Origin of the sequence: Streptomyces sp. HB132, from assembly GCF_016909575.1 — a bacterium.
GTDB lineage: Bacteria > Actinomycetota > Actinomycetes > Streptomycetales > Streptomycetaceae > Streptomyces.
Genome location: NZ_JAFBGA010000009.1, coordinates 1 through 15,118, shown reverse-complemented (window position 1 = coordinate 15,118; position 15,118 = coordinate 1). Strand labels below are relative to the sequence as shown.

General features: G+C 69.7%; 14 protein-coding genes and 1 pseudogene. 4 read left to right on the top strand and 11 right to left on the bottom strand.

Annotated elements, in window-relative coordinates; translation table 11 throughout:
• Nucleotides 1-50 precede the first annotated feature (50 nt).
• A complete protein-coding gene (gene pafA, locus JOC24_RS20480; RefSeq protein WP_205021802.1) occupies nucleotides 51-1,412 on the bottom strand; it encodes a Pup--protein ligase in 1,362 nt (453 codons plus the stop codon).
• A gap of 9 nt (nucleotides 1,413-1,421) precedes the next feature.
• A complete protein-coding gene (locus tag JOC24_RS20475) occupies nucleotides 1,422-2,681 on the bottom strand; it encodes an MFS transporter (protein ID WP_205021801.1) in 1,260 nt (419 codons plus the stop codon).
• A 130-nt stretch (nucleotides 2,682-2,811) separates the two neighbouring features.
• Between JOC24_RS20475 and JOC24_RS20470 the strand changes: the two genes are divergently transcribed.
• A complete protein-coding gene (locus JOC24_RS20470) occupies nucleotides 2,812-3,837 on the top strand; it encodes a LacI family DNA-binding transcriptional regulator (protein ID WP_205021800.1) in 1,026 nt (341 codons plus the stop codon).
• A 53-nt stretch (nucleotides 3,838-3,890) separates the two neighbouring features.
• On the opposite strand, the gene prcA is transcribed toward JOC24_RS20470, so the two are convergent.
• The 6 genes and pseudogenes from prcA to arc form a co-directional block, all read right to left on the bottom strand.
• Nucleotides 3,891-4,730: a proteasome subunit alpha gene (gene prcA / locus JOC24_RS20465; protein WP_205021799.1), complete on the bottom strand. Its 840-nt coding sequence runs from the start codon at nucleotides 4,728-4,730 to the stop codon at nucleotides 3,891-3,893.
• Nucleotides 4,731-4,785: 55 nt separating this feature from the next.
• Complete coding sequence (prcB, locus tag JOC24_RS20460) at nucleotides 4,786-5,631, bottom strand: proteasome subunit beta (RefSeq protein WP_205021798.1); 846 nt, start codon at nucleotides 5,629-5,631, stop codon at nucleotides 4,786-4,788.
• Nucleotides 5,583-5,759 (bottom strand): annotated as a pseudogene (locus JOC24_RS34250) (endonuclease domain-containing protein); the annotation flags it as partial. The gene prcB and the pseudogene JOC24_RS34250, both read right to left, overlap by 49 nt.
• A gap of 113 nt (nucleotides 5,760-5,872) precedes the next feature.
• On the bottom strand, nucleotides 5,873-6,091 hold the full coding sequence (locus JOC24_RS20455) for a ubiquitin-like protein Pup (protein ID WP_205021797.1): 219 nt from the start codon (nucleotides 6,089-6,091) through the stop codon (nucleotides 5,873-5,875).
• A gap of 120 nt (nucleotides 6,092-6,211) precedes the next feature.
• Complete coding sequence (dop, locus tag JOC24_RS20450; RefSeq protein WP_205021796.1) at nucleotides 6,212-7,723, bottom strand: depupylase/deamidase Dop; 1,512 nt, start codon at nucleotides 7,721-7,723, stop codon at nucleotides 6,212-6,214.
• Nucleotides 7,724-7,951: 228 nt separating this feature from the next.
• Complete coding sequence (gene arc, locus JOC24_RS20445; protein ID WP_205021795.1) at nucleotides 7,952-9,718, bottom strand: proteasome ATPase; 1,767 nt, start codon at nucleotides 9,716-9,718, stop codon at nucleotides 7,952-7,954.
• Between the two features lie 241 nt (nucleotides 9,719-9,959).
• Between arc and JOC24_RS20440 the strand changes: the two genes are divergently transcribed.
• The gene (locus tag JOC24_RS20440) at nucleotides 9,960-10,271 is read left to right on the top strand and encodes a ferredoxin (protein WP_205021794.1); all 312 of its coding nucleotides are present in this window, start codon (nucleotides 9,960-9,962) and stop codon (nucleotides 10,269-10,271) included.
• Nucleotides 10,272-10,275: 4 nt separating this feature from the next.
• Here the strand turns inward: JOC24_RS20440 and JOC24_RS20435 are convergent, their stop codons facing one another.
• The 3 genes from JOC24_RS20435 to JOC24_RS20425 all read right to left on the bottom strand — a co-directional run bounded on the left by JOC24_RS20435 (nucleotide 10,276) and on the right by JOC24_RS20425 (nucleotide 13,272).
• Nucleotides 10,276-10,872 carry a hypothetical protein gene (locus tag JOC24_RS20435; protein WP_205022043.1) on the bottom strand — a complete coding sequence of 199 codons (597 nt, stop codon included), beginning with the start codon at nucleotides 10,870-10,872 and terminating at the stop codon, nucleotides 10,276-10,278.
• Nucleotides 10,873-11,069: 197 nt separating this feature from the next.
• Complete coding sequence (locus JOC24_RS20430; protein WP_205021793.1) at nucleotides 11,070-11,978, bottom strand: tRNA (adenine-N1)-methyltransferase; 909 nt, start codon at nucleotides 11,976-11,978, stop codon at nucleotides 11,070-11,072.
• A 43-nt stretch (nucleotides 11,979-12,021) separates the two neighbouring features.
• Nucleotides 12,022-13,272 (bottom strand): site-2 protease family protein, encoded by a 1,251-nt coding sequence (locus tag JOC24_RS20425; protein ID WP_205022042.1) that lies wholly within the window; start codon nucleotides 13,270-13,272, stop codon nucleotides 12,022-12,024.
• A gap of 169 nt (nucleotides 13,273-13,441) precedes the next feature.
• Between JOC24_RS20425 and JOC24_RS20420 the strand changes: the two genes are divergently transcribed.
• Together JOC24_RS20420 and JOC24_RS20415 are read left to right on the top strand one after the other, a co-directional pair.
• Complete coding sequence (locus tag JOC24_RS20420; RefSeq protein WP_239580773.1) at nucleotides 13,442-14,287, top strand: RecB family exonuclease; 846 nt, start codon at nucleotides 13,442-13,444, stop codon at nucleotides 14,285-14,287.
• A gap of 10 nt (nucleotides 14,288-14,297) precedes the next feature.
• The gene (locus JOC24_RS20415) at nucleotides 14,298-14,969 is read left to right on the top strand and encodes a response regulator (protein ID WP_205021791.1); all 672 of its coding nucleotides are present in this window, start codon (nucleotides 14,298-14,300) and stop codon (nucleotides 14,967-14,969) included.
• Nucleotides 14,970-15,118: the final 149 nt, after the last annotated feature.

Below are 15,118 nucleotides of genomic sequence, written 5' to 3'. Positions count from 1 at the left end.
CGTTTCGGCCCCCTCGGCGGAAATCGGCTGCCGAGGTGGCTTCCCGGCACTCACATGCCCGCGATCAGCTTCTCCACCCGCTCGTCCACGGAACGGAAGGGGTCCTTGCAGAGCACGGTGCGCTGCGCCTGGTCGTTGAGCTTGAGGTGGACCCAGTCGACGGTGAAGTCCCGCCGCTGTTCCTGCGCCCGGCGGATGAAATCGCCGCGCAGCCGCGCCCTGGTCGTCTGCGGGGGCACCGATTTGCCCTCGAAGATCTTGAGGTCGTTGCAGATGCGGGCGGCCTGCCCCTTGCGCTCCAGGAGGTAGTAGAGCCCGCGGCGCCGGTGGATGTCGTGGTAGGCGAGGTCTATCTGGGCGACTCGCGGATTCGACATGGTCATGTTGTTCTTGGCCCGGTACCGCTCGATGAGCTTGTACTTCATGACCCAGTCGATCTCGGTGCCGATGCGGTCGAGGTCCTCGGCCTCGATCGCGTCCAGCGTGCGGCCCCACAGCTCGAGGACCTGGTCGACGGTGCCGGTGCGGATGCCACGGCGCTCGACGAAGTCGACGGCCTTCTCGTAGTACTCGCGCTGCACCTCGATGGCCGATGCCTCACGGCCGCTGGCCAGACGCACCTTCCGCTGTCCGGTGATGTCGTGGCTGACCTCGCGGATGGCCCGGATCGGGTTCTCCAGGGTCAGGTCGCGCATCACCGTGCCCGCCTCGATCATGCGCAGCACGAGGTCGGTGGCGCCGACCTTGAGGAGCATGGTCGTCTCGGACATGTTGGAGTCACCGACGATGACGTGGAGCCGGCGGTACCGCTCCGCGTCGGCGTGCGGTTCGTCCCGGGTGTTGATGATCGGACGCGAGCGCGTCGTCGCGGAACTGACGCCCTCCCAGATGTGTTCGGCCCGCTGGCTCACGCAGTAGACGGCTCCGCGCGGCGTCTGCAGCACCTTGCCGGCACCGCAGATCAGCTGACGGGTGACGAGGAACGGAATGAGGATGTCCGCGAGCCGGGAGAATTCTCCGTGCCGGGCCACGAGGTAGTTCTCGTGACATCCGTAGGAGTTTCCAGCCGAGTCGGTGTTGTTCTTGAAGAGATAGACGTCGCCTGCGATTCCCTCCTCGTGCAGGCGGCGTTCGGCGTCGACGAGCAGGCCTTCGAGAATGCGCTCGCCCGCCTTGTCGTGCGTGACCAGTTCGGTCACGTTGTCGCATTCGGGTGTCGCGTATTCCGGATGCGATCCCACGTCGAGGTAGAGGCGGGCGCCGTTCCGCAGGAAGACATTGCTGCTGCGGCCCCATGACACAACACGGCGGAAGAGGTAGCGCGCCACTTCGTCAGGTGACAGTCGGCGCTGTCCCCTGAACGTGCACGTGACGCCGTACTCGTTCTCCAGCCCGAAAATGCGGCGGTCCATGACTGAACATTACGCCTTATGGCCTGAGCTGAAACCGGGTTCGGCAGCACCGTTTCGATCATTTTCAAAACCGGCCACAACTGCGGGCGTACGCCCGGGAGCTGCGAGGACCCTTCCGGTGGCCAGCAGGACCAGCAACGCGGCCACTCCCCCGGCCCCGGCGACGGCGAAACTCCACGCCGTGCCGCCGATCTCGACGGCCGGGCCCGCCACCGCCGTTCCTGCCGCCGCACCCACCCCGAAGGTCGTCACGAGCCAGGAGAACGCCTCGGTCACCGTGCCCCGCGGCGCGTGCCGGTCCACGACGATGAACGAGCAGGCGATCGCCGGTGCCAGGAACACTCCGGCCAGTGCCGCCAGCGCGGTCATCGCGGGCACACCGGGCGTCAGCATCAGCGGCAGGTAGCCCAGGGCCAGCAGGGCGACGATGACCCGCAGCCTGCGCTCGGGTGCCCCGGCCCACTCCCGTGCGCCGTACACCCCGCCGCCGATGAGTGCGCCGAGTCCGAGGGCGGCCATCAGCCAGCCGTACACGGACTCCTGACCGTGGTCGTCGGCGTACGCCACACCGGCCACGGTGATCGAGCCGAGCGCGAGCCCGACGAAGAAGAAGGCGCCGAGCAGCGCGAGCAGCCCCGGGGAGCGCAGGGCGCCGAGCCAGTGGGCTTCACGGGGCGCCGAACGCCACGCCCTGGAGGGCTCGGACAGGACGACGGACAGGGCTCCCAGGACGCCGATGGCGTTGATGACCAGGAGGGCGGCGGCCGGCGACCGGAGCGACACCAGGACCGTCACCAGGAGCGGCCCCACCGTGAACATGATCTCCTGGGCCACCGCGTCCATGGCGTACGCCCGGTGCACCCGGTCCTCCCGGCCGAGGACCGTCGGCCACAGGGCACGCAGACCACCCTCCAGCGGGGGCGTGGACACGCCTGCCACGACGACCGCCGCGTACGCGACCGGGAGCGAACCGAGGCCCGCCAGGGCGAGTGCGGCCATGCCCAGCGCGGACACGACCGCCGCGGGGAGTTGGACACGCGGCTGCCCGTACAGGTCCACGGCCCGGCCCAGCAGCGGCTGTCCCACCGCCGTGGCGAGGCCGTAGGCCGCCGCGAGGGCACCGGCCAGCGTGTAGCTGCCGCCCTCCGCCCGGGTGAACAGGACGATCGCGATGTGGGCGGTTCCGTTCGGCAGTCGCCCCACCAGTGTTCCCGCCAGCAGCCGGGCGGCATGCCGCGCCCGGAGGATGTCCATATATCCCGCGGCCATGTCCGCCCCTCTCCCCCGACGGTGCAGCAGTCCCGGGGTTTTACGTATAACGTCAGTGTTCATACGTACCATGTGGGCATCCCGGCAGTCCATCCCGCCGCGTCCGACCGGTCCAGCAACGGAGGCACGAGTGAGCAGCGCCCGGCAGCCCGCCCCACCCCGGCCCACCAGCCGTGACGTGGCACGGTCCGCGGGCGTGTCGCAGGCCACGGTGTCGCTCGTGCTCGGCGACAAATGGCGTGGGCGGGTGTCGGCGGGGACCGCCGAGCGGGTCCGTGACAGCGCCCGTGACCTCGGCTACCGGCCGAATCTCGCCGCCCGCAGTCTCCGGCTGGGCCGCACCCGCACCGCCCTGCTCGTCGTCCCCGCGCTCACCAACGAGTTCTTCGCCCGCGTGTACACGGGCGCCGCGGCCGTCGCCGCCGAGCACGACTTCGGAGTGGTCCTCTACCCCTCCCCCGACGGCACCGGCCCCGCGAGGGACCCGTTCGCCTCGGCACGCGCGGCGCTCGACGGCGTCATCGCCTCGTCGATGGCGGCGGACGCCCTGGGCGCGCTGCGGGGCGCGGACCTGCCACTGGTGATGCTGGACAGCGACCCCGAGGGCCACGGGGCCGCGGCACGCGTGAACCTCGACATCGCGGACGGCATGCGCCAGGTTACGGACCATCTGCTGGGCCTTGGCCATCGCCGGATCGTGCACCTCGCGTCCGCCGTGGACACCTGGACCTTCGCGGTGCGCGCCCGGGCTCTGCGGGAGGCCGTACGGGACGTCCCCGGCACCGCCCTGCGCACCGTGAGGGCCCCGCTGGACGTGCGGGCCGGGCGCGAGGCGGCGGAGAAGGCCCTCGCCTCGGGCCCACCGCCCACGGCCATCGTCTGTGACGACGACATCCTGGCAGCCGGTGCCTGCAAGGCGGTGCGCAGGCGGGGTCTCCGGGTTCCCGACGACATCTCCGTGACGGGCTTCGACGACCTGGCGCTCGCCACGGCGGTGGAACCGGAACTGACCACGGTGCGGCTCCCGGCCGAACAGGTCGGCGAGAGGGGCATGGCGGCCCTGCTCGACGTCCTGGAGGGCCGCCCCGCCGAGCACCCCGATCTCCCCGTCCACCTGGTGGTGCGGGGTTCCACCGCGCCCCCGCCCACCGCATGAGGGTGCCCCCGGCCGCTTGGCCGGGGGCACCCTGACAGCACTGCCGGAGTCCGCTACTCCTTCGTTGCCCCGCCCGCGCCCTCGTCAGGAGCGTCGGCATCCTTCGCGGGCGTATCGGTACCGGCGGCCGGCTTGCTGCCGCCTTCGGGCTCCTCGGCGTCGGAGGGAGCGTCCGTCGGGGTCGCCCCGGCGCCGTCCGCGTCCAGCAGCCTGCTCAGCTGCCGGCCGACGATCCGCTTGAACTTGCGCTGCTGCGGCCTCGTCCGGTCGAGGACCGCGACCTCGAGCCGCTCGGCGGGGATCTCCCGCTCGTTTCCGTTGGCCTCGCGGGACAGCGCCTGTACAGCCAGCTTCAGCGCCTCGGCGAGCGACATCCCGTCACGGTGGCGCTGGTCCAGGAAGGTGCTGATCTGCTCGGCGTTCCCGCCGACCGCGACCGAGCCGTGCTCGTCCACGATCGACCCGTCGTGCGGCAGCCGGTAGATCTGGTCGCCCTCGGGCCCGGCGCCGACCTCGGCCACCACCAGCTCCACCTCGTACGGCTTCTCGGCCGCGCTGGAGAAGATGGTGCCCAGCGTCTGCGCGTAGACGTTGGCCAGCCCACGTGCCGTCACATCGTCACGGTCGTAGGTGTATCCACGCAGATCCGCGTAGCGGACACCGCCGATGCGGAGGTTCTCGTACTCGTTGTACTTGCCGGCGGCGGCGAAGCCGATCCGGTCGTAGATCTCGCTGAACTTGTGCAGCGCACGGGACGGGTTCTCGCCGACGAACACAATGCCGTCGGCGAACTGCAGCACAACCAGGCTGCGACCACGGGCGATGCCCTTCCGGGCGTATTCCGCCCGGTCGGCCATGGCCTGCTGAGGTGAGACATAGAACGGCGTCGACACCGGCTATCCGTCCCTTTCTGTCAGTGACGAGTGCATCGGAGAAGCATCGGGCCGGTCAGAGCAGCGCGGCGCGGGGGCCGTCGGGCTGCTCGAGCCGGCGCTCCAGGATCGCGCGTGCGATCTCCGAGGATTCCGTGTCGTCCAGCTTGCGGAAGCCCTCATCGGTGATGACGGTGACGATCGGATAGATCCGGCGGGCCACGTCCGGGCCACCGGTCGCCGAGTCGTCGTCCGCCGCGTCGTACAGCGCCTGCACGACCAGGGTGAGTGTCTGCTCCTCCGTCAGGTCGCCGCGGTACAGCTTCTTCATCGACCCCCGCGCGAAGACGGAGCCCGAGCCGGTGGCCGCGTAACCGTGTTCCTCGGAACGCCCGCCCGTGACGTCGTAGGAGAAGATCCGGCCCTTCTCGCGGTCGACGTCGTACCCGGCGAAGAGCGGGACGACCGCCAGACCCTGCATGGCCATCGCCAGGTTGCTGCGGATCATCGTCGAGAGCCGGTTGGCCTTGCCCTCCAGGGAGAGCGTGGCACCCTCGACCTTCTCGAAGTGCTCCAGCTCGAGCTGGAACAGCTTGACCATCTCCACGGCGAGCCCCGCCGTGCCGGCGATCCCCACGGCCGAGTACTCGTCGGCCGGGAACACCTTCTCGATGTCGCGCTGCGCGATCATGTTTCCCATGGTCGCCCGCCGGTCACCGGCGAGCACGACCCCGCCGGGGAACGAGGCCGCGACGATCGTGGTGCCGTGCGGCGCCTCGATGGCGCCCTGCAACGGCGGCAGGCTGCGGTTGCCGGGAAGGATCTCGGGTGAGTGGTCGGACAGGAAGTCCATGAACGATGACGAACCCGGCGTCAGGAAAGCAGCTGGTAGACGCCCGGTGCTACGAGTGTTGGCTTCCACGCGTTTCCCTCCAGGTATGCGATGGCCCTGCGCAAGGAGTCAGGATCATCCCCAACTTGCCGATGGCCGAATTGCAGTTGAAGCACTACGCCACGGACCCTACCCGCACTGTGACGGTGATCAACATGATCCCGGCTGCGGAAGCGCCCTCCGCGGGACGCCCGTGTACGGACGAAGGCATCCCCCGGAGGGCGCCGACCGACGGCACCGGCCGACGGCCGGCGGTCCCGGTCGCCGACCGCTACTCGCCACCCTTTTGGACGAACGAGCGTACGAAATCCTCGGCATTGGACTCGAGTACGTCGTCGATCTCGTCGAGGACGTCGTCGACGTCGTCGCTGAGCTTCTCCTGCCGCTCCTGCAGGTCCTCGGACGCCTGCGCGTCCTGCGCCTGCTCCTCGGTCTCCTCGGTGGAGCGTGTCGCCTTCTGCTGTCCGCCGCCGGTGTCCTTGGTCGCCATCTAGCTCACCCCGCTCGGTTCGAAGCACTTGATCAGACCCTACCCACGGGGTCCGACATTGGCCCGGTACTTTCCTCAACGTCCGGAGGTCATCTGATTGATTCCCAGCCGGGGCCCCTTTCAGGCCCCCGTGAGCGTCCGGACCAGCTCTTCCGCCGTGCGGCAGCGGTCCAGGAGCTCCTTGACGTGAGCGCGTGTGCCCCGCAGCGGTTCCATGGTGGGCACCCGCTGCAGGGAGTCACGGTCGGGCAGGTCGAAGATGACCGAGTCCCAGGAGGCCGCGGCGACGTCGTCCGCGTACTGCTCCAGGCAGCGGCCCCGGAAATAGGCCCTGGTGTCCTCCGGAGGCTTCGTGCGGGCCCGCTCGACGTCGGCCTCGTCCAGCAGCCGCTTGATCTTCCCGCGGGCTGCCAGCCGGTTGTACAGGCCCTTGTCGGCCCGGACGTCTGCGTACTGGAGGTCCACCAGGTGCAGGCGCGGGGCGTCCCAGTCCAGGTTGTCGCGGCGCCGGTAGCCCTCCATGAGCTCCCGCTTGGCGATCCAGTCCAGCTCGCCCGAAAGGCTCATCGGGTCGCTCTCCAGGCGGTTCAGGGTGTCCTCCCAGCGGGCCAGGACATCCTTGGTCTGCTCGTCGGCGTCCGCCCCGTACCGCTCCTCGACGTATTTGCGGCCCAGCTCGAAGTACTCCATCTGGAGCTGCACAGCGGTGAGTGTCCGACCGCTGCGGAGCGTGACGAGCTGCTTGAGCGTCGGGTCGTGCGAGACCTGGTGCAGGGTGCGGACCGGCTGGTCCACCGCCAGGTCGACGTTGATGAAGCCGTCCTCGATCATCGCGAGGACCAGCGAGGTGGTGCCGAGCTTCAGATAGGTCGAGATCTCGGAAAGGTTGGCGTCACCGATGATCACGTGCAGCCGGCGGTACTTCTCCGCGTCGGAGTGTGGTTCGTCGCGGGTGTTGATGATGGGGCGCTTGAGCGTGGTCTCGAGGCCGACCTCGACCTCGAAGTAGTCGGCGCGCTGACTGATCTGGAAGCCGTGCTCGTGGCCGTCCTGGCCGATCCCGACCCGGCCCGCGCCGGTGACGACCTGCCGGGAGACGAAGAACGGCGTCAGATGGCGCACGATGTCCGAGAAGGGGGTTTCCCTCTTCATCAGGTAGTTCTCGTGTGTGCCGTAGGACGCGCCCTTGTTGTCGGTGTTGTTCTTGTAGAGGTGGATCGGCTGGGCCCCGGGGATCGCGGCGGCCCGCTCGGCCGCTTCCGCCATCACCCGCTCCCCGGCCTTGTCCCAGAGCACCGCGTCCAGCGGATTGGTGATCTCGGGTGAGCTGTACTCAGGGTGCGCGTGGTCGACGTACAGCCGCGCACCGTTGGTGAGGATGACATTGGCCAGGCCGATGTCCTCGTCGGTGAGCTGACTGGAGTCGGCGGTCTCACGGGCGAGGTCGAAGCCTCGCGCGTCGCGCAGCGGATTCTCCTCCTCGAAATCCCAGCGGGCGCGGCGCGCCCGGTGCATCGCCGCCGCGTAGGCGTTGACGATCTGGGACGAGGTGAGCATGGCATTGGCGTTGGGCTGACCGGGGACGGAGATCCCGTACTCCGTCTCGATGCCCATCACTCGCCGTACGGTCATGCGGCCCTCCTTGCCCGGCGGCGCTCCCCTCCGGGAGCGGCGCTCAAGTACCGCTGCTGGTCCGCGGTGCCCGTCCCCGCACTGCGCGACTCGGCGGTAATGCAGAGCCTAGAGCGCCGCTGCGCCGGTGGGGAGATCAATTGCGTCATTGTTCGGGTGTGGCCGGACCTGCCGGGGAAAACGGCCGGCTGCGGATACCCTGCCGGGCATCCGCAGCCGGTCTGCGTTTTACAGGTACTGTCCGGTATTTGCCACCGTGTCGATGGACCGACCGGTGTCTGCGCCCTGCTTTCCGGTGACGAGTGTGCGGATGAACACGATCCGCTCACCCTTCTTCCCGGAAATCCTGGCCCAGTCGTCCGGGTTGGTGGTGTTGGGCAGGTCCTCGTTCTCCTTGAACTCGTCCACGCAGGCCTGGAGGAGGTGGGAGACGCGCAGGCCCTTCTGGCCCTGCTCGAGGAATGCCTTGATGGCCATTTTCTTTGCCCGGTCCACGATGTTCTGAATCATCGCTCCGGAGTTGAAGTCCTTGAAGTACAGGACTTCCTTGTCGCCGTTCGCGTAGGTGACCTCGAGGAAGCGGTTCTCCTCGGATTCCGTGTACATCCGCTCCACGACGGACTGGATCATCGCGTGGGCGGCGGCCTCCTTCGAGCCGGTGTGCTCGGCCAGGTCGTCCGAGTGCAGCGGCAGCGACGGCGTGAGGTACTTCGCGAAGATGTCCTTCGCGGCCTCCGCGTCCGGACGCTCGATCTTGATCTTCACGTCGAGACGGCCGGGTCGCAGGATCGCGGGGTCGATCATGTCCTCACGGTTGGAGGCACCGATGACGATGACGTTCTCCAGCCCCTCCACGCCGTCGATCTCGGCGAGCAGCTGCGGAACGATGGTGTTCTCCACGTCCGAGCTGACACCGGAACCACGGGTGCGGAAGAGGGATTCCATCTCGTCGAAGAAGACGATGACGGGGGTACCCTCGCTCGCCTTCTCCCGGGCGCGCTGGAAGACGAGGCGGATGTGCCGCTCGGTCTCACCGACGTACTTGTTGAGGAGCTCGGGACCCTTGATGTTGAGGAAGTAGCTCTTCCCCGCGGGCTGCCCGGTGACCTCGGCGACCTTCTTGGCGAGCGAGTTGGCGACGGCCTTGGCGATGAGTGTCTTGCCGCAGCCCGGAGGGCCGTAGAGCAGGATGCCCTTAGGTGGCCGGAGTTCGTGTTCCCTGAAGAGGTCCGGGTGGAGGTACGGGAGCTCGACCGCGTCGCGGATCAGTTCGATCTGGTCGCCCAGACCACCGATCTTGTTGTAGTCGATGTCCGGGACCTCTTCGAGGACGAGCTCCTCGACCTCGCTCTTGGGAACCACTTCGTAGACGTAGCCGGACCTGGGTTCCAGCAGCAGGGCGTCGCCGGGACGGATGGTGATGTCCAGCAGGGGCTCGGCGAGCCTCACCACCCGTTCCTCGTCGGTGTGCCCGACGACCAGGGCGCGCTCGCCGTCCTCGAGGATCTCCTTGAGGGTGACGATGTCCCCGGCCCGCTCGAATTCCATGGCCTCGACCACGTTGAGCGCTTCGTTGAGCATGACTTCCTGGCCTCGCCGCAGGCCTTCGAGCTCGACGCTGGGGCTGACGTTCACCCGGAGCTTGCGGCCCCCGGTGAAGATGTCACAGGTGTCGTCCTCGTTCGCCTGCAGGAAGACTCCGAAGCCTGCCGGTGGCTGGGCCAGCCGGTCGACCTCCTCCTTGAGGGCCACGATCTGGTCGCGGGCCTCGCGGAGTGTGTTGGCGAGCCGCTCGTTCTGTGCGGACACACCTGCCAGGTTGGTCTGCAACTCGACGATCCGCTCTTCGAGAATCCTCGAATGGCGCGGAGAGTCGGCGAGCTTACGTCGCAGGACGGCGATTTCCTGCTCGAGATAGGCGACCTGGCCGGCTGGGTCTTCTGACCCCCGCCCGGGCCGGTTGCCGCGGTTGATGTCGTCGTCGTGGGCTGCCACGGTCCTCACCTCCTCCAAGGGGAGCTGGACGCTTCCTGACCCTACCTGGGTGGGTGATGATTGAAACCCCTAGATCACAAAGACCCGGGAGTCTGTCCGATCTTCACCCTTGCGCTCTCCCTCACGCCAAAGGAATACCCACCCTTCGGCACCGGAAAGCAGCCGGTTGTATCGTCGAAGTGTTCAACACCCGTCAGGGCTGGCTTCAATTGGTGCAGATACGCAGGGAACGGCAGGACACATGACCGTGCAGCAGGACGCTCCGGGCGACCGTGACACGCAGGATCTCGAGGTCTGGATCGACCAGGACCTCTGTACGGGCGACGGCATCTGCGTGCAGTACGCACCCGAGGTGTTCGAGCTGGACATCGACGGTCTCGCCTACGTGAAGAGCGACGAGGACGAGCTCCTCCAGGACAAGGGCGCCACCACCCCGGTGCCGCTGCCCCTGCTCCAGGACGTCGTGGACTCGGCCAAGGAGTGCCCGGGCGACTGTATTCACGTACGTCGCGTCTCGGACAACGTGGAGGTCTTCGGGCCGGACGCGGAGTAACGGCTCAGGCGTCCCGGGCGGTGCTCCCGGCGGGGCCGGCGGACTTGATGAACGCGTTGCCCCTCCACTCCCAGGTGGCGCTCTCCTGCTCGTCGGGGCAGCAGCGCGGCACGTCCGCGGAGGAGTAGCCGAGCAGGGTGGCCGAGATCCGGCCGTCGCGTACGCCGAAGTCGGTGACGTTGAGCTTCTGAGCGGGGTCCACCAGGGTCGCCACGACCCGGGGCGCGGCCCCGCTCGGCTGTGTCAGGACGTAGATGCCGCTGGGCGGGGTGCCGGAGCCGGCGGCACAGCGGACGACGGCCACGGTCTCCGGCCCGCCGTCCCCGTCCAGGTCCCCGGCCGCGCTGTCCGCCACCGCCTGCCCGGCTGCGCCGCAGTCGAGCGGGAAGGCGACTCCGGCCGGGTCGGGCGCCTTGGCGGCGGGCGCGCTGCCGTGTTGTGCGGTGACGCGGTGTTCGGACGCCGAGGCGGTGGCGGTGGTCGCCTCGGGCTGGAGCAGTCCCGCGGCGGCGACGACCGCGGCCATCGCGGTCGCCGTGGCGAGCCAGTGCACCGGTTTGGCGTCGGTGTGCGCGAGGTCCGGGAGCGCGGAGGTCTGCACGCGGTATGTCTCCTGTGGTTCCTGGTGGCCTGGATAGGCGGTGCCGAACGGACGTCGGCGGGCGGGGGTGGCCAGCATCGTGCCACACCTCACACCGGAGGGGAACGGCGGGGTCGTGGCCACCGACGGAGAAGGCGCCGCCGCCGGGCCCGGGTCGGTCCGGGAACTCGGCGGCGGCGCCTGCGCGTTGTGCGGGGTCAGTCGCGGCCGGCGGAGCCGCTCCGGCTGCCGGGGCCGCTGTAGTCCTCGCCGTAGGCGCCCTTGGAGGGGCGACGGCGTCGCAGCGGCGGCTCGACGCCGTCCGCGAGACGGCGGGCGGTGACGAGGAAGCCGGTGTGGCCGATCATCCGGTGGTCGGGCCGGACGGCCAGGCCCTCGACGTGCCAGTTGCGGATCATCGACTCCCAGGGCTGCGGTTCGGCGAAGCAGCCGATCTCGCGGATGGACTCGACGGTCCGCGAGAGCTGGGTCGTGGTCGCCACGTACGCGCAGAGGATGCCGCCGGGCACCAGGGCCTTGGAGACGGCCTCGAGGCACTCCCACGGGGCGAGCATGTCGAGGACGACGCGGTCGACGTCGGTGTCCGAGAGGTTGTCCTGGAGGTCGCCCACGGTGAGCTGCCAGGCCGGGTGCGGGGAGCCGAAGTAGCGCTCGACGTTCTGCTGGGCGATCTCGGCGAAGTCCTCGCGGCGCTCGTAGGAGTGCAGCATGCCCTGCTCGCCGATGGCGCGCAGCAGGAAGGTGCTGAGCGCACCCGAGCCGACGCCGGCTTCGACGACGCGCGCGCCGGGGAAGATGTCGCCGAAGGCGAGGATCTGGCCCGCGTCCTTCGGATAGACCACGGCGGCACCGCGGGGCATGGACAGGACGTAGTCGGGGAGCAGGGGGCGCAGCGCGAGATAGGCGACGTTTCCCGTGGTACGGACAACACTGCCCTCGGGAGCACCGATCAGCTCGTCGTGCGGGAAAGAACCCTTGTGGGTGTGGAAGTTCTTTCCGGCCTCGAGCGTGAAGGTGTAGTGGCGTCCCTTGGGGTCGGTGAGCTGGACCTGGTCCCCGACTTTGAATGGGCCGCGACGGCGGGCGGCACCGGTCGGTTCGGACATGTGACCAGCCTACCGGTGTTTCGGGGGGCCTCTTCCCGGGGCGTCAGCCCGAGGGGCGGGCCATGGCCTTGACGAAGGCGCGCTCGACGTCGGCGGTGGAGAGGACGCCGTAGATCTCGCCGGTGTCCTCGACGACCAGGTACTCGGTGGCCGGGGTGGCCTTCAGGCGGTCCAGGAGGGCCTCACCCGCGAGTTCGGCGGGGATCTTCATGCCGTCGGTGAGGTCCTGGGCGAGGCCGCTGACGGCGACCCAGGGGCGGCGGTGTTCGGGGACGCCCGCGATGGCGGCCTCCCGGACGACGCCCTTGGGGCTGCCCTGCCCGTCTACGACGACCAGGGCCCGGGCGCCGGCCTCGTTGGCGCGGCGGAGTGCCTCCGAGAGCGGGGTCGCGGACTCGACGGGCACGGCGCGCCGGGTGAGGGTGCGGGCCCGCAGGTCGGGGAGGTGTTCGCGGAGGCGGGCCACGCGCAGGCTGTTGCCGGCGCCGGTCCAGATGATGCCGGCGAGGATCGCGGCCAGGAGTGCGTCGGTGACGGTCTCCATGCCGCTGATCTCGCTGGTGGCGTTGCCGAGGGCCCCGGTGTGGGTGAGGAGGGGCAGGCCGATGAGGACGGTCACGGCCAGGCCCCGGCCGACCCACGCCGCGGCGACGGTGCCGCTCATCGGCTTGCCCGTGATCTTCCAGACGACGGCCCGGAGCATGCGTCCGCCGTCCAGGGGCAGGCCGGGCAGCAGGTTGAACGCGGCGACGATGAGGTTGGAGATCATGAGCCCGGCGAGCAGCACACTGGGCACGGTGCCCGCTTCGACGAACTGGAGCGGGACGTAGAACACCCCGCCGAGGACGAGGGAGAGCAGGGGCCCCACGAAGGCGAGGACGAACTCGCGCCCCGGGGTCTCCGTCTCCTTCTCGATCTCGGAGACGCCGCCGAAGAACTGGAGCTGGATGCGGCGCACCGGCAGCTTGTAGCTCAGGGCGACGACGGTGTGGGCGAGCTCGTGGACGAGCACGGAGGCGTAGAACGCGATCGCGAAGAAGAGCGCGACCAGGTAGCGGGCTCCGCCGAGTTCCGGCAGGACGCGGTCGAGCTGGCCGCCGAAGACCCAGGTGATCAGGGCCGCGACGACGAACCAGCTGGGGGCCACGTACACCGGCACGCCGAAGGGACGGCCCATCAGGAGGCCGCCGCCCGGTTCTGCCGGACGCCGCGGCCTGCCCTTGTCCGGTCCGGTGCCGGGGCTGTCGCCCCCTGCGCCGGGCTGGGGGCGCCCGCCGTCGCCGCTCTCGTCCACGGGGTCCCTTCGGTCGGTGGCTTGTACCACGATCATGCTGTGTGCGAGCTCTGCCTCGATGGTATGCCGCCGGGTGTCGGTGGCGGGCCGTAGGGTCTGCGACATGACGTCCGTACCGCGCCCGCCTCAGCCACCCTCGTCCCTGTCGCCGTCGCGCGCGAGCGATTTCATGCAGTGCCCCCTGCTGTATCGCTTCCGGGTCATCGACAAGCTGCCGGAGAAGCCCAGTGAGGCGGCTACCCGGGGCACGCTGGTGCATGCGGTGCTGGAGCGCCTGTTCGACGCCCCGGCGGTGGACCGGACGCCACCGCGGGCCAAGGCACTGATCCCCGGCCAGTGGGACCGGCTGCTGGAGTCGAAGCCCGAGCTGACCGAGCTGTTCGAGGGGGATCCGGGTGGAGAGCGCCTCGCGGGGTGGCTGGGCGAGGCGGAGCGGCTCGTCGAACGGTGGTTCTCGCTGGAGGACCCGACCCGGCTGGAGCCCGCCGAGCGGGAGCTGTTCGTCGAGACGGAGCTGGAGTCGGGGCTGCGTCTGCGCGGGGTGATCGACCGCGTCGACGTGACCCCGACGGGCGATGTGCGCATCGTGGACTACAAGACCGGCAAGGCTCCGCGGCCGGAGTACGCGGAGGGCGCGCTGTTCCAGATGAAGTTCTACGCCTTGGTGGTGTGGCGCCTGAGGAACGTGGTGCCCCGGCGGCTTCAGCTGGTCTATCTGGGCAGCGGCGACGTGCTGACGTACGACCCCGTCGTCGCCGACCTCGAGCGGGTGGAGCGCAAGCTGCTGGCACTGTGGGAGGCGATCCGGCTGGCCACCGAGACGGGCGAGTGGCGGCCGAGGCCGACGAAGCTGTGCGGCTGGTGCGACCACCGGGCGGTCTGCCCGGAATTCGGAGGGACTCCCCCGGTCTATCCGCTGTCCGTGCGCCCGCCCGGAGCGGTGGAGGCTGTGCAGGGCAGAATGGAGCCGGTCCGGCCCGGGACCGGTCAGCCCGTGGCCCTCGAAGGCCCTTGAAGGAGATTACGTGGCGATCCGCGTCCTGCTCGTCGATGATCAACCCCTGCTGCGCACCGGTTTCCGGATGATCCTGGAGGCGGAGGGCGATCTGGCGGTGGTCGGTGAGGCCGGGGACGGCCTGCAGGCCATCGATCAGGTGCGGGCGTTGCAGCCCGACGTCGTGCTCATGGACATCCGGATGCCGCGGATGGACGGGGTCGAGGCGACCCGCCAGATCACGGGCCCCGGGCGGGACGGCCCGGCGAAGGTCCTGGTGCTGACGACGTTCGATCTCGACGAGTACGTGGTGGAGGCGCTGCGCGCGGGCGCCAGCGGGTTCCTGCTGAAGGACGCACCGGCCAACGAGCTGGTGCAGGCCATCCGGGTGGTGGCCTCGGGAGAGGCGATGCTGGCTCCGAGCATCACCCGTCGGCTGCTCGACAAGTACGCCGACCATCTGCCCTCGGGCGAGGAACCCGTCCCGGACGCCCTGCACACCCTCACCGAGCGTGAGGTGGAGGTGCTGAAGCTGGTGGCGCGCGGTCTGTCCAACGCGGAGATCGCCGCCGACCTGTTCGTGAGCGAGACGACGGTCAAGACGCACGTGGGCCACGTGCTGACGAAACTGAGCCTGCGCGACCGCGTGCAGGCCGCCGTCTACGCGTACGAGAGCGGCCTGGTGCGTCCCGGCGCCCAGTGAGACGGGGCCGGACGTGAGACCGGCGTGGGGGGGGGGGGGGGGGGCCCCGCCCCCCCCCCCCCCCCCCCCCGGGGGCCCGGCGGGCCCCCCGGCCCCCCCCCCCCCCCCCCGCCCGCCCCCCCCCGGCCCCCCCCCCCCCCCCCCCCCCC

What these genes read in the sequence shown, in the direction of transcription:
- JOC24_RS20455 (WP_205021797.1), bottom strand. Translation starts at nt 6,091, where the DNA reads ATGGCGACCAAGGACACCGGCGGCGGACAGCAGAAGGCGACACGCTCC.
- JOC24_RS20430 (WP_205021793.1), bottom strand. Translation starts at nt 11,978, where the DNA reads ATGTCCGAACCGACCGGTGCCGCCCGCCGTCGCGGCCCATTCAAAGTC.
- JOC24_RS20475 (WP_205021801.1), bottom strand. Translation starts at nt 2,681, where the DNA reads ATGGCCGCGGGATATATGGACATCCTCCGGGCGCGGCATGCCGCCCGG.
- JOC24_RS20420 (WP_239580773.1), top strand. Translation starts at nt 13,442, where the DNA reads ATGCAGTGCCCCCTGCTGTATCGCTTCCGGGTCATCGACAAGCTGCCG.
- pafA (WP_205021802.1), bottom strand. Translation starts at nt 1,412, where the DNA reads ATGGACCGCCGCATTTTCGGGCTGGAGAACGAGTACGGCGTCACGTGC.
- JOC24_RS20440 (WP_205021794.1), top strand. Translation starts at nt 9,960, where the DNA reads ATGACCGTGCAGCAGGACGCTCCGGGCGACCGTGACACGCAGGATCTC.
- dop (WP_205021796.1), bottom strand. Translation starts at nt 7,723, where the DNA reads ATGACCGTACGGCGAGTGATGGGCATCGAGACGGAGTACGGGATCTCC.